Consider the following 12,469-nt stretch of genomic DNA (forward strand, 5'->3'; position numbering starts at 1 on the left):
CGACGCGATGACGATCTTCCACGAGTTCGACGACGTCGACAAGTTCACGGTCGGGACGGTCGGCCGTCCCGGAGCACGCACCTTCTTCCTCCAGATCCGCGCCGAGGGCACGCGGGTCGCGCTCAAGTGCGAGAAGCAGCAGGCCGCCGCCATCGCGCAGTACCTGAACAAGGTGCTCGCCGACCTTCCCCCCGCCGAGGACCGCCCGATCGACGGAGCGATGGAGCTGACCGAACCCGTCGAGCCGGTGTTCGTCCTCGGCCCGATCGGGCTGGGCTACGACCGCTCGACCGACAAGGTGCTGCTCCAGCTCGAAGAGGTCGGGGAGCTCGACGAGGACGGGGAGCTCGACGACGACGCGGTGCGCGGTCACGTCCGCATCTACGTCACCCGCGGGCAGGCCGCAGCGTTCGCCGCGCGCGCCGACCAGGTCATCGAGTCGGGGCGGCCCGACTGCACCTGGTGCGGCGCACCGGTCGACCCCGACGGCCACGCCTGCCCGAGGATGAACTGACCCGGTGAGCGATCACGACGCCGCGACCGGGATGGGTGGGTCCGGCGACGGGAGCTCGTGGGACGACGACTCCCGGGACGACGACCTCGACGACGAGGGAGGGTTCGACGACGACGACGACGACGACGAATCGGATGGCGTGCGGCTGCGCGTCGATGACGTCGACGACCCGATCACCCACCTCCTGCGCGGCGAGATCGAGGTCGAGGGGAGGATGCCGCACAGCTCGAACGCCACCTTCCTGGTCCACGTGCACCACGACGGCGCCTCCCATCCCGCGATCTACAAGCCGGTCCGAGGTGAGCGCCCGCTGTGGGACTTCGAGCCGGGCCTGCACCGGCGCGAGGTCGCCACGTACCGGCTGAGCGAGGCGCTCGGCATCGGGGTCGTCCCGCCCACCGTGCTGCGCGACGGTCCGCTCGGGGAGGGCTCGGTCCAGTGGTACGCGGTCGCCGACCACGCCCAGCACTACTTCACCATCTACGAGGCCATGCCCGAGCTCCACGACCGCCTGCGCGACATCGCCGCGCTCGACATCCTGGCGAACAACACCGACCGCAAGAGCGGGCACTGCCTGCTCGTCCCGGGGTCGGGCGCCCAGCCCGCGCAGGTGTGGGGGATCGATCACGGGTTGTGCTTCGCACCGCAGTTCAAGCTGCGGACCGTCATCTGGGAGTTCGGCGACGAGCCGATCCCCGAGCACGTGCTCGCCGGGGCGAACCGCTTCGTCGAGGCGGTCCCGCTCGATGTCGCGGCCCTGCTCAGCGACGTCGAGGTCGAGGCCGTCCAGGGGCGCGCCGCCTGGATGGTGAAGGAGCGGCGCTTCCCCGTCGACGACTCCGGGCGCCGGTACCCGTGGCCCCTGGTCTGACGACGACGTCGGCGTCGCCGTGACGCCGGAGTCCGCCCCGATCCCGGTGCAGCCCGGCGGCGACGCGGTCGAGACGATGATCGTGGTCACCGCCCACCCCGACGACGCCGACCTGGTCTCGGATCGGATGTGGAGATGGGGGGTGCGCGCGGTCGCCGATACCGAGCTCGCCGACGGCGCCGTCGAGCTCTCGACGAGCGTCGGGAACGACCGGGGAGCGATCGAGCGCGCCGTGGCCACGCTCGACGAGCGCTGGCGGTGGACGACGCGCGACGTCGACGCGGCGGTCGGGCGCGTCGACCCCGCCCACCTCGCGCCGACCTGGTACGCGCCCGGCATGGTGACGGTCCCCGCGTCGATCCACCCGGCCGAGACCGGCGACGCGCTCGTCACGGTGATCGATCCGGGCGGAGCGTTCGGTCTCGGCGACCACCCGACGACGCGCAGCTCGATGGCGATGCTCGCACGGATCGTGACCCGCCGAGCGCCGCGCTGCGAACGAGCGCTCGACGTCGGCTGCGGGACGGGGGCGCTGTCGGTGCTGGCCGCGCAGCTCGGCGTGGCGACGGTCCGTGCGATCGACATCGCCGACGCCGCCGTCGACGCGACGCGCCGCAACGCCGTGCGCAACGACGTGGCGGGTGCGATCGAGGTCGACACGACCCCCGTCGAGCGCATCGACGGCGAGTTCGACGTGGTGCTGGCGAACATCCTGGCCCCGGCGCTGATCTCGATGGGTCCCGACCTGGTCCGCCTCGTGCGGCCCGGCGGATCGGTCGTCGTCAGCGGCATCCTCGCCGCCCGCCACGATCACGTCCTCGACGCGCTGGCGCCCCTGGCCACGGCCGACTCGATCGTCGACGGCGACTGGATCACGATCGAGCTCCGGCGTGGCGGACGTGACGACGGCCGACGGGCGCGGCACCGATGACCGGGCGCGATCCGGGGCCCGACCGCGACGACGACGCAGGTGGCGACGACGGGGGCGGCCGGCCCGAACCGTGGGCGCAGGTGGTCGACGACGACCTCGACGCGCTGGTGCACGGCGCCGACCTCGACGGCCTGGTGCGGATGATCGACGACCGCAGCTCGGTTCGTGACTGGGACGGGTTGATGCGGGTCCGGGACCGATCCCGTCGGGCCGTCGACACCGGACGCCAGCTGTGGCCGGCGGCGACCCTCGCCGAGTACCGCCTCGCGCTCCACGCCCCGCCCGCTCACGTCGCCGCCGTGCTCGACGAGACCGACGGCTCGTCCGGACGGTTCACGATCGGTCCGCTGACCGAGGTCGTCGCCCAGGAGCACACGTGGGCCGAGCTGGTGGACCACCTCGACCCGGGGCCGCGCTCCTCCTTCGTCGCCCACGAGCGCGCCCTGCGCGGCGAGGTCGTCGACGACCGCGCTCTCGCACCGGTGCTGGACATCACGACCACCCCGGCGCCGTGGGAACCGGCGTACCCCCTCGCCACCTACCGCGACGAGGGCGCGGAGTTCCCCTCCCCCGAGCTCCCCGACGACTGGGTGGAGCTCGCCGCCACGCCCGACGCCGAGCTGCTCGACGACGACGTCGACGCCGCCCTGCGCCACCTGGTCGAGCCGTGGACGACCTCGTCGAACGGCCGCGTCGAGTCGTCGTGCGTCGTCGGCGGTGCGGCCGAGGCGATCGGCGCCCTCGGCGTGCGCCGCGCCCGCATCTGCTCGCTCACGGCCCCGACGGCGCTCGCGTGGATCGCGTGGGCCGGGGCGAGCGGTGGGGCGCACGGGCGACGGCGAGGTGCCGCAGCGGGACGGTACGGGACGTGGTGGCTGCTCGCCGCGCTCGGCGACCTCCTGGATGACTGGCCGGTCGGGGGGGTCGAGCTCGGCGAGCTCGTCGCCCAGCTCCGGTGGTCGCGCTGGGACGCGTTCGAACCCGATGTCGGCTGGTCGTTGCGGATCGCCGTCGAGGACCCCGACGAGCACGTCGCCTGGGCGCTCCACGCCCAGGACGCGAGCTCGTGAGCACCGCGCTCAACGACGTGGCGGCGCCGCCCGGCGCAGGCGCCGCCCGAGCGGCGAGTACTTGAGGATGCACCACCCGGCCCGCACCCCGTCGCGCCACCCGATCTTCTTGCCGTCGGCGTAGGTCCGGCCGTCGTAGCTGATCCCGACCTCGTAGATCCGCGACCCGAGCGCGGCGAGCTTGGCGGTGACCTCCGGTTCGAACCCGAAGCGGTCCTCCTCCAGCTCCAGCGACTGGATCACCTCGCGCCGGAACGCCTTGGCGCCCGTCTCCATGTCGGTCAGGTTGAGGTCGGTGCACATGTTGGAGAACAGGGTGAGCGCCTTGTTCCCGAGGCTGTGCCAGAAGTAGAGCACCCGGTGGGGTCGCTGCGACACGAAGCGCGACCCGTACACGACGTCGGCGACGCCAGCGACGAGCGGAGCGACCAGGTCCCCGTACTCGCCGGGGTCGTACTCGAGGTCGGCGTCCTGCACGACGACGTGCTCGGCCATCGCCAGCGCGAACCCGGTCCGCAGCGCCGCTCCCTTGCCCCGGTTGCGCTCGTGGCGCACGATGCGCACCCGAGGGTCGTCGACGGTGGCGAGCTCGTGGTCCGTTCCGTCGGTCGACCCGTCGTCGACGACGATCACCTCGGCCACCCAGGGCGAGGCGAGCACCCGGCGCAGCAGGGTCAGCACGGTGTCGCGCTCGTCGTAGCAGGCGACGACGATCGACAGGCACGGACGGGGCTCGTCGGGCATCGTGGCGACGTTAGCCACGACCCGCGGCGCGCCCGCGCTCCCGGCGGGCGCGCAGGCGGTCGATCCCGGTGGTGACCGCGACCGAGGCCGCCACGACCGCTCCGATCTCCATCGGGATGCGGAAGCGCGGCAGGCCGTAGACGGCGGCGATCGTGAGGACCGTCATCGCCGCGACCACGAGGATCGGCCAGCGCGGCGCGCTCGACGACCACCGCCGCAACCCGACCGCGGCGAGGGCCGCGACGGCCCACCACTGCGCAGCGGCGATCCTGCTGCCCCACCTCCCGCGGCCCTCCCCGGTGTTCAGGTCGACCATCTGCTCCACCCTCCACACCCCGAGCCCGAGCCCCAGGCGTGCCGCCACCACCCCCGGCACCTCGTCGAGGTGGTCGCCGACGAAGGCGAAGGCCTCTGCGCGCAGAATGCGCGAGCGTCGCGACTGGTCGAGGCCCTCGGGCACCTCGACCTCCTCGGCGCACCGCAGATCCCAGGACCCCTTCCCGAGCCCCGAGTACGTGCGCGCGCAGTTGGCCCCCACCAGGGTCTGGCCGTCCTGGGTCGAGATGAGCGTGGTCTCGGCGAAGCGGACCTGGTTGCGCACCACCCACGGGGCGAGCACCGCCACCGCGCACGCTCCGGCCACGACGAGGCGGATCCACGGGCGAGCTCCACGGCTGCCGCCGAGGCGGTCGCCGACCCCGCTCGGCGAACCGCCGCGTCGAGGCGCCGGCTCACGTTCGACCCGCTCCCGCGAGGTGCGCGCCGCGAGGACGGTCGCGACGATCGCGAGCACCGCCCCGTACGCGACGAGCTCGGCGCGCACGAGTCCGGCCACCCCGGTCGCGATCCCCATCGCCGCCGCGGTCGCGAGGCTCGGACGCTCGATCAGCGCGTGGACCGCGAGCAGCAGGGCGACGACGGCCCCGGCTGCGAACGTCTCCGACATGATCACCACGTCGTTGAGCCAGAAGGCACCGTGCGATCCGGCGAGGACGGTGGCGACGAGCGCGGTGCGCCGATCGAGCAGCCGGCGTGCGAGCAGACCGGTGCCGGCCACCACGGCCGCGCCGGCGGTCGCCATCACCAGGCGCTGGACGAGGACGCCGCGCGGCCCGGACCACCACGAGAACGGCGCGAGGACGGCCGCCGTCAGCGGGGCGTGGTCGGCGGCGAACCCGCCGGGCGGGAACGGAGAGGAGTACCCGCCACCGCGCATGATCGTGATCGCCTGCGCCGAGTAGTAGATCTGGTCGCCGACGGGGGTCTCCCCCCACTTCAGCACCAGGACGTAGGCCACCCGGAACAGCCACGACGCCACGACGGCCGCCGCGAACCACCGGCGGAAGCGTCGGCGGTCCGGGTCCGGGCGCGACGACGGCCGGACCCGTCGATCGGATCCGGCCGTCTCGGTCGAGCCGTCGTGGCGGCCGGTCATCGGCCGGGCCGCACGTCGTGGGCGGTGGTCAGGAGCGGTTCTGCAGCGCCTCGAGCACCTGCGGCAGGACCTTGTGGACGTCGCCGACGATCCCGAGGTCGGCGACGCCGAAGATCGGCGCCTCTTTGTCCTTGTTGATCGCGACGATGTTCTTCGATCCCTTCATGCCGACCATGTGCTGGGTCGCGCCCGAGATGCCCGCCGCGATGTAGACGGTCGGCTTGACCACCTTGCCGGTCTGGCCGACCTGGTAGCTGTACGGCACCCAACCGGCGTCGACGATCGCGCGCGATGCTCCGGGGGCTCCCTTGAGGCGCTTGGCGAGCTTCTCGATCATCTCGAAGTTGTCGGCCTCGCCCATCCCGCGCCCACCGGACACCACGACGGCGGCCTCGTCGAGCTTGGGGCCGGAGGTCTCCTCGACGTGCACCTCGGTGACGCTCGCGCCACCGGTCGTTCCGAGATCGGGGACGGGGGCCGAGACGACCTCGCCGGCGCCGCCGGCGCCACCGGCCGGCTCGAAGCTCTTCGGGCGGAACGCGCACAGGTACGGGGCGTCGCCGGTGAAGGTGGAGGTGACCAGCTTGGTCCCGCCGAAGATCGGGGTGGTGACGCTCACCGAGTCGCCGTCGACGGCGATGTCGGTCGAGTTGGTGAGCACGGTCTTGTCGAGCTTCACCGACAGGCGCGCCATCACGTCGCGGCCCTCGTAGTTCTGCGGGAACATGACCACGTCGGGGGCGGATCCCCCGTCGATGACGTCCTTCATCGCCGCGGACACGGCGACGCCCGGGAGGGCGCCGTCGAGGTCACCCGTCTCGTAGATCTTCGCCGCGCCGTGGTCGGCGAGCGCGTCCTTCGCGTCCCCGGCGGAGCCGACGACGAACGCCGACACGGTCCCCCCGAGGGAGTTGGCCTTGGTGAGCAGCTCGAGCGTCGCGCTCGAGGGCGCCCCGTCCACCGTCTCGGCGAACACCCAGATGTCGTTGATTGCCATGATCAGACTCCTTGCCTCAGGTGACCTTCAGGTTGTCGAGGAACTCGACGATCTTCTTGTACGACTCGCCGTCGTCCTCGACGATCTCGCCCGCTTCGCGCTCGGGGGCGTCGGCGACGTCGGTGATCGACTGGGCCCAGCTGACGGACTCCACGCCGAGATCGGCGGCGGTCACGTTCTCGACCGGCTTCGACTTGGCCGCCATGATCCCCTTGAAGCTCGGGTAGCGGGGCTCGACGACGCCGGCGGTGACCGACACGACGGCCGGCAGGGGGCAGGTGACCTCGTCGAACCCGAGCTCGGTCTGGCGCTCCACCTTGACGGTCTCGCCGTCGACCGAGATCGACTTCGCGAACGTCACCGACGGGAGGCCGAGGACCTCGGCGATCTGCTCGGGGACCGTGCCGGTGTAGCCGTCGGAGGACTCGGTCCCCGCGATGACCAGGTCGTACTCGCCGGCCTTGCCGACGGCGCCGGCGAGGACCTTGGCGGTCGTGAGCGCGTCCGCTCCGGCGAGGGACGGATCCGACACGAGCACGGCCTTCTCGGCTCCCATCGCGAGTGCGGTGCGCAGCCCCGACACCTCCTCGTCCGGAGCCATCGACACCAGGCTCACCTCGCCTCCACCGGCGGCGTTGACCAGCTGGAGCGCCATCTCGACGCCGTAGCTGTCGGACTCATCGAGGATGAGCTTGCCGTCGCGCTTCAGCGTGTTGTCGGAATCCAGCTCGCCCGGCAGGGCCGGATCGGGGATCTGCTTCACACACACGATCACGTTCATAAGGAGGTCCACGGTACCGCCCCGTCGTCGGCGCACCCCAATCCGGCTCGGCTCCACGCCGACGGTGCGACCGGCGGCATCTCGCGATCAGTGGCGGCGTGACCGCGCGGAGACGTCCTCGGCGGACGGTTCGTCGGACCGCTCCTCTCCGGGCCGTGCGCCATCGACGATCGGCACGTCCCCGTCGACGTCGTCGGGCTGGTCGTCGCGGTCGCCGATCGATCGCGTCGACGGCTCGGGGCGCCCGCGCAGCGCGAGGAAGACGGCGATGCCGACGACGATCGCGCCGAGCGCCACCCACTGGTTCCACCGGAACGGACCGACGTCGTCGGCCGGGTCGACGCGCAGGCCCTCCACCCAGAACCGACCGAGGCCGTAGCCGGCCACGAACAGCCCCATCAGCGATCCCCCGCCCGGACGCCACCTGCGATCGATCGCGAGCAGCAGCAGGGCGAGCCCGAGGTTCCACAGCGACTCGTAGAGGAAGGTCGGGTGGAACGTGGTCCCGACCTCGAACAGCTCGCCGGTCGCCGGGTCCCGCACCAGGTGGTCCGCGTCGATGCGCAGCGCCCACGGCAGGTCCGTCGCACGGCCGTACAGCTCCTGGTTGAACCAGTTGCCCCACCGCCCGATCGCCTGGGCGAACGGGATCGCCGGGGCCGCGCAGGTCGCCGCCGTCGACAGGGGGATGCCGCGCCGTCTCGCGAGGTACAGCCCGACGGGGATGCCGAGCCCGAGCCCGCCGGGGATTCCGAGACCCCCCTCCCAGATCCTCACGATCCCGCCGAGGTCGTCCGCGTAGCGCTCCCAGTCCGTGGCCACGTGGTACAGCCGGGCACCGATCACCCCGGCGAGCACCGCCCAGACCCCGATCGAGCTCGCGTCGTCGGCCGTGCCGACCCCACGCTGCTCGAGACGCCGACCGAAGACCCACACCGCGACCACGACGCCGAGCGCGATCGCGAGCCCGTAGACGTTGAGGCTCAACGGACCGAGGTCGATCGAGTCGAACGACGGGCTGGGGATGCTCGCGACGACGGCGGGCATCGCGCTCACGCGGTGGCGCGCTCGACGAACGCGATCGAACGCTCGACGATCAGGTCGCGGTCGAGGTCCTGGGTCGCCACGTGGTAGCTGCGCTCGAGGTCGACCACCTCGACGTCGCCCCCGTGGGTCGCGGCGAGGTGGGCGCTGCTCTCCGGGGGGACCACGTGGTCGTCGCGCGACGTGAACAGCAGGAGCGGGACCTCGATCTCGTCGAACCGGTCGGTGATCGGCCGGATCCCGTCGTCGACCAGCGACAGCAGCTGCCGGATCGGGGTGCCGTCGTAGGCGATCTCGGTCTGGTCGGGATCGGCGATGTCCGAGCCGATCCCCGGCATGACGTCGGTCCCCTCGTCGCGCATCTCCTCGAGCATCGCGACGACGTCGTCGGCCTGGGGCAGGGTCGCGGGGTTGACGCAGATCAGCCCGGCCAACGTCGGGTCGCCACGGCGCTCGAGCCCGGTCCACAGGGTGAGCGTGCCGCCCATGCTCAGCCCGCACGCGACGACGCGCTCGACGCGCGACGCGAGGCGGTCGTACGCGGCCGCCGCCTCACCGGACCAGTCGGACCAGTCCGTCGTCATCATGTCGGCGAGGCTGGTGCCGTGACCGGGGAGGCGGGGCTGCTCGACGTGGAACCCGGCCGCCGCGAACGCGCGCGCCTGGTGGGTCATCGACGACGGGTTCCCGGTGAAGCCGTGCACGACGAGCACCCCGATCGGCCGGTCCCCCCGGTGGGAGAACGGCTCGCACCCCTCGATGATCTCGACGTCGGTCACCCCCACTGTCTACCCCTCCACCGCACCCGACTCGACGCGCGCACCCGGTGCCGGGCACCGGGGCGGCGCCGACGTCACCGAGCGGCGGCCTGGTGCGCGCGGCGCCGCTCCCCGGCGGCGCGCAGCGCGTCGCGGTCGCCGATCGACATGAACGCGTCGCGCCACCCGTCGTCGCCCCAGCGGTGCGGCGCCTGCACGGTGGTGCGCGGCGCGATCGCCGACGTCGCCACCCCCAGCGCGAGCTCGACGATCTCGCGCTGCATCGCCGTGTCGCCCGGCGCGCCGGTCGGGTTGCCGAGGGGGAAGTCGACGAAGACGAAGCGGGCCACCCCGACCTCCTCGACGATGTCACGGGCGCTGCCGATCACGACGGTGACGACGCCGGATGCCTCGAGGTGGCGTGCGACCAGACTCACGGTCTGGTGGCAGACGGGTCAAAGCGGGACGAGCAGGACGACGTCGACCTCGTCCTCGGCGCACCACCGCGCGATCGCCTCCGCGTCGACGCCGGTGCGGCGCTGGCTGTACTCGGTCGGGACCCCGAAGAAGCGGTGGTTCAGCGACCCGATGGCGCCGTCGTCGGCGAGGGCGCGCAACGCCCGCAGGGGGAGGAACGACTCGGTGTCGTCGGTGTGCGTCGCCTGCTTGTCCCACGACAGGTCGTCGGTGAACATCTGATCGGGGAGGTCGTCGACCGGGTGGTGGTAGACGACCTTGTCCGTCGCCGGCGCGCCGTGCGACGAGTCGTGGTGGTGGAGGAACGAGGTCGTCACCACCGCGACGCGGCTGCGCTCCAGCGGGGTCGTCGGCGCGCTGAACGCCACGTCGTCGAAGGCGGCCCAGCGGTAGGCACGGTCGTACCCCTGGGCCCGGTAGTACTCGCGGGACTTGTCGATGTAGCTGACGAAGCTGCGCTGCTCCACCTGCCGGTCCGGCTGCGTGCTCATCGCCCGCAAGGTACCCAGCCGGGCGCAACCCGACCGAGCCGGGGCGACCGTCGGGTCGGGTCGACCGTCAGGAGGGGTCGTCGGTCGATCGCGGGAGCGCCCACCAGTCGTCGGGGACGTCCGACGGCGACCAGTCGGGGTGCGGGTGGATGCAGTCGACCGGGCACGCCGGGAGGCACTTGTCGCACCCGCTGCAGAGCTGGGGGATGATCACCACGTCGGGGCCGTGGTTGAAGATCGCGCCGAACGCCGGTGGGCACGCACGCAGGCACGCGTCGCAGTTGATGCAGTCCAGCACGTCGATGAGCAGCGGCGGGTTCGGCCACTTCTCGTTGCGCTCGCGCCGGTCGATCCGTGCGTCGCGGCTCGTCGCCGCCTCCGCTGCCATGACCCGATCGTAGATCGCGCCGCCGCAGGGCGGGGCGGTCGGGGCTCGGTCGTCAGGGCGACAGCGAGAGCTCGGGGTGCCGCGCGCACATGACCCGCACGAACGCGTCGATCAGCGCGGGCTGGAACTGCTCGCCGCTGCCCGACGCGACGAAGCGCACCGCCTCGTTGACGCTCCACTCGCGCTTGTAGATCCGGCGCGTCGCGAGGGAGTCGTAGACGTCGGCGATCGCCACGATCCGTCCCGACAGCGGGATCGCGGTGCCGCTCAGCGAGCTCGGGTACCCGGAGCCGTCCCACCACTCGTGGTGCGACCACGCGCACTCCGCGGCCAGCTCGAACAGGTCGGTCGACACCCCCGACAGCAGGCGCCGGCCGAGCACGGTGTGCTGCTTGACCTCGTCGAACTCGTCGATGTCGAGGGGGCCGGGCTTGAGCAGCACCGAGTCCGCGATCGCGATCTTGCCGATGTCGTGGAGGCGGGCGGCGAGGCGCAGGCGCTCGCACCACTCCGGGCGCTCCCCGAGCGCGTGGCCGATCTCGGCCGACAGGTCGCCGACCGCCGAGGTGTGGCGCGTCGTGTTGCCACCGCGGAACTCCGCGAGCGACGCCAGCCGCTCGAACGCCTCCAGGTGGTACGCGTCGACGTCGGCGTGGTCGAGGGCGAACTCGTTGGCGAGCGCCTCGGACTTGAGTCGGGTCAGCTCGCTGCGCTGCCGGGCGACCTGGTTGTCGTGGGTCACCTGCAGCGTCCGCAGTCGCAGGTCCGTCGCGTCGTTGAAGATCTCGCGGTGCAGCGCGAACTGCCGCTCGCGGTGCTCGAGCGCCTCCCCGTGGCGGCCGGCCTGCTTGTAGGCGCCGGCGAGGTGGTCGTGGACCTCGAGCTCGATCTCGCGCATGTCGGTGCGGTCGGCGAGGTCGAGCGCGGCGGACAGCGACGCGATCGCCTCGTCGAGGTGGCCGCTGCGCAGCGCGACGCGGCCCTCCGACACCATCACGCCGAGCTGCTCGACGGGGGCGAGGGCATCGCCGTCAGCCGTGCGGTGCTCCCAGTCGGCTCGGGCCTCGGCGAAGCACAGCGCGGCGCTCGCGTGGTCACCCAGTCCGACGTACGCCTCGGCGAGGTCGGCGAGCAGCCCGCCGACGAGCTGCGGCGCGTGGCGGCGCGCCAGCTCGACCGCCGCGCGGCCGATCTCGATCGCGGGTGCGGGCTCGCCGCGCCGGCCGCGGATCCGGGCGAGGTTGCCCATCACCATCGCGTCGAGGTCCCGGCGACCGAGCGGCTCGTTGATCGCGAGCGCCGCCTCGTAGGTCTCGATCGCACGGGCGTAGTCGCCCATCGACTGGTGGACGGCCGCGATCGTGTGCAGGATCTTGCCCTCGTTGACCTCGTCGCGCGTCGCGCGGTAGACGTCGAGCGAGCGCAGGCACGCCTCGAGCGACGCCGCCAAGTTGGTCGCCTGGTAGTGGACGACGCCGATCAGGTGCAGCGACCACGCGAGGGTCAGGTTCGCCTCGCCGTCGTCGGCGAGCTCCACGGCCTCGGAGGCCAGAGCGAACGCGGTCTCGGTGTCGTGGAACTGGTGCGCGATCGACGCGAGCTGGTAGAGCGCCTCGGCCTCGTCGAGCCGGGATCCGCACGCCCGCGCCTCGACGCGCGCCTCGTGCGCGACGGTCCGGGCCTCGGCCGGGTCGTCGACCCGGTTCGCGGCCACCCGATCGAGCAGTCGACGCACCTTCGCCCTGTCGTCCCCGTTCGGTTCGTGCACCCGGTTCCCTCGCTCCGACGCCGTGCGCCACCCGTCGACCGACGCCGCCTCGCCCCGCGGACGGGCACCGTCGATCGCGGACCCTCGCTGGTCCTCCCAGGTCATCGGCCCCTCCCGATCCGACCTTGAACGAGGCGTCGGCGGACGAGCGCCGCGCTCCCCCCGCGGGCGGGGACCGGCTCGGTTCGGGCGCCGCGGAG

At 72.6% G+C, this 12,469-nt stretch carries 14 protein-coding genes; 4 read left to right on the forward strand and 10 right to left on the reverse strand.

Annotated elements, in window-relative coordinates; translation table 11 throughout:
* The first annotated feature begins 7 nt into the window (after window positions 1-7).
* Genes ACOOHC_RS14465 through ACOOHC_RS14480 form a run of 4 tightly spaced genes read left to right on the forward strand, consistent with a single transcriptional unit; the run spans window position 8 to window position 3,386 of the window.
* On the forward strand, window positions 8-514 hold the full coding sequence (locus ACOOHC_RS14465; RefSeq protein WP_420451112.1) for a DUF3090 family protein: 507 nt from the start codon (window positions 8-10) through the stop codon (window positions 512-514).
* 4 nt (window positions 515-518) lie between these two features.
* Window positions 519-1,385: an SCO1664 family protein gene (locus ACOOHC_RS14470; protein ID WP_420451113.1), complete on the forward strand. Its 867-nt coding sequence runs from the start codon at window positions 519-521 to the stop codon at window positions 1,383-1,385.
* A gap of 19 nt (window positions 1,386-1,404) precedes the next feature.
* The gene (locus ACOOHC_RS14475; RefSeq protein WP_420451114.1) at window positions 1,405-2,316 is read left to right on the forward strand and encodes a 50S ribosomal protein L11 methyltransferase; all 912 of its coding nucleotides are present in this window, start codon (window positions 1,405-1,407) and stop codon (window positions 2,314-2,316) included.
* Window positions 2,313-3,386 (forward strand): hypothetical protein, encoded by a 1,074-nt coding sequence (locus ACOOHC_RS14480; RefSeq protein WP_420451115.1) that lies wholly within the window; start codon window positions 2,313-2,315, stop codon window positions 3,384-3,386. Before ACOOHC_RS14475 ends, ACOOHC_RS14480 begins: the two co-directional genes overlap by 4 nt.
* A 9-nt stretch (window positions 3,387-3,395) precedes the next feature.
* Here the strand turns inward: ACOOHC_RS14480 and ACOOHC_RS14485 are convergent, their stop codons facing one another.
* The 10 genes from ACOOHC_RS14485 to ACOOHC_RS14530 form a co-directional block, all read right to left on the reverse strand.
* Entirely contained in the window at window positions 3,396-4,130 is a 735-nt protein-coding gene (locus ACOOHC_RS14485) for a glycosyltransferase family 2 protein (RefSeq protein WP_420451116.1), read from the reverse strand.
* A 10-nt stretch (window positions 4,131-4,140) separates the two neighbouring features.
* A complete protein-coding gene (locus ACOOHC_RS14490) occupies window positions 4,141-5,565 on the reverse strand; it encodes a hypothetical protein (RefSeq protein ID WP_420451117.1) in 1,425 nt (474 codons plus the stop codon).
* Window positions 5,566-5,593: 28 nt separating this feature from the next.
* On the reverse strand, window positions 5,594-6,562 hold the full coding sequence (locus tag ACOOHC_RS14495) for an electron transfer flavoprotein subunit alpha/FixB family protein (RefSeq protein WP_420451118.1): 969 nt from the start codon (window positions 6,560-6,562) through the stop codon (window positions 5,594-5,596).
* A 16-nt stretch (window positions 6,563-6,578) separates the two neighbouring features.
* On the reverse strand, window positions 6,579-7,343 hold the full coding sequence (locus tag ACOOHC_RS14500) for an electron transfer flavoprotein subunit beta/FixA family protein (protein ID WP_420451119.1): 765 nt from the start codon (window positions 7,341-7,343) through the stop codon (window positions 6,579-6,581).
* Between the two features lie 87 nt (window positions 7,344-7,430).
* The gene (lgt, locus tag ACOOHC_RS14505; protein ID WP_420453809.1) at window positions 7,431-8,390 is read right to left on the reverse strand and encodes a prolipoprotein diacylglyceryl transferase; all 960 of its coding nucleotides are present in this window, start codon (window positions 8,388-8,390) and stop codon (window positions 7,431-7,433) included.
* Window positions 8,391-8,395: 5 nt separating this feature from the next.
* Window positions 8,396-9,166, reverse strand: coding sequence for an alpha/beta hydrolase (locus ACOOHC_RS14510; protein ID WP_420451120.1), 771 nt, complete (start codon window positions 9,164-9,166; stop codon window positions 8,396-8,398).
* 74 nt (window positions 9,167-9,240) lie between these two features.
* Window positions 9,241-9,582: a hypothetical protein gene (locus ACOOHC_RS14515; protein WP_420451121.1), complete on the reverse strand. Its 342-nt coding sequence runs from the start codon at window positions 9,580-9,582 to the stop codon at window positions 9,241-9,243.
* Window positions 9,583-9,600: 18 nt separating this feature from the next.
* Window positions 9,601-10,113: a glycine/sarcosine/betaine reductase selenoprotein B family protein gene (locus tag ACOOHC_RS14520; RefSeq protein WP_420451122.1), complete on the reverse strand. Its 513-nt coding sequence runs from the start codon at window positions 10,111-10,113 to the stop codon at window positions 9,601-9,603.
* A 67-nt stretch (window positions 10,114-10,180) separates the two neighbouring features.
* Window positions 10,181-10,501 carry a 4Fe-4S dicluster-binding protein gene (locus ACOOHC_RS14525; RefSeq protein ID WP_420451123.1) on the reverse strand — a complete coding sequence of 107 codons (321 nt, stop codon included), beginning with the start codon at window positions 10,499-10,501 and terminating at the stop codon, window positions 10,181-10,183.
* 52 nt (window positions 10,502-10,553) lie between these two features.
* Window positions 10,554-12,374, reverse strand: coding sequence for an HD domain-containing phosphohydrolase (locus ACOOHC_RS14530; protein WP_420451124.1), 1,821 nt, complete (start codon window positions 12,372-12,374; stop codon window positions 10,554-10,556).
* Window positions 12,375-12,469: the final 95 nt, after the last annotated feature.

Origin of the sequence: Ilumatobacter sp., assembly GCF_965215205.1 — a bacterium.
Lineage (GTDB): Bacteria > Actinomycetota > Acidimicrobiia > Acidimicrobiales > Ilumatobacteraceae > Ilumatobacter_A.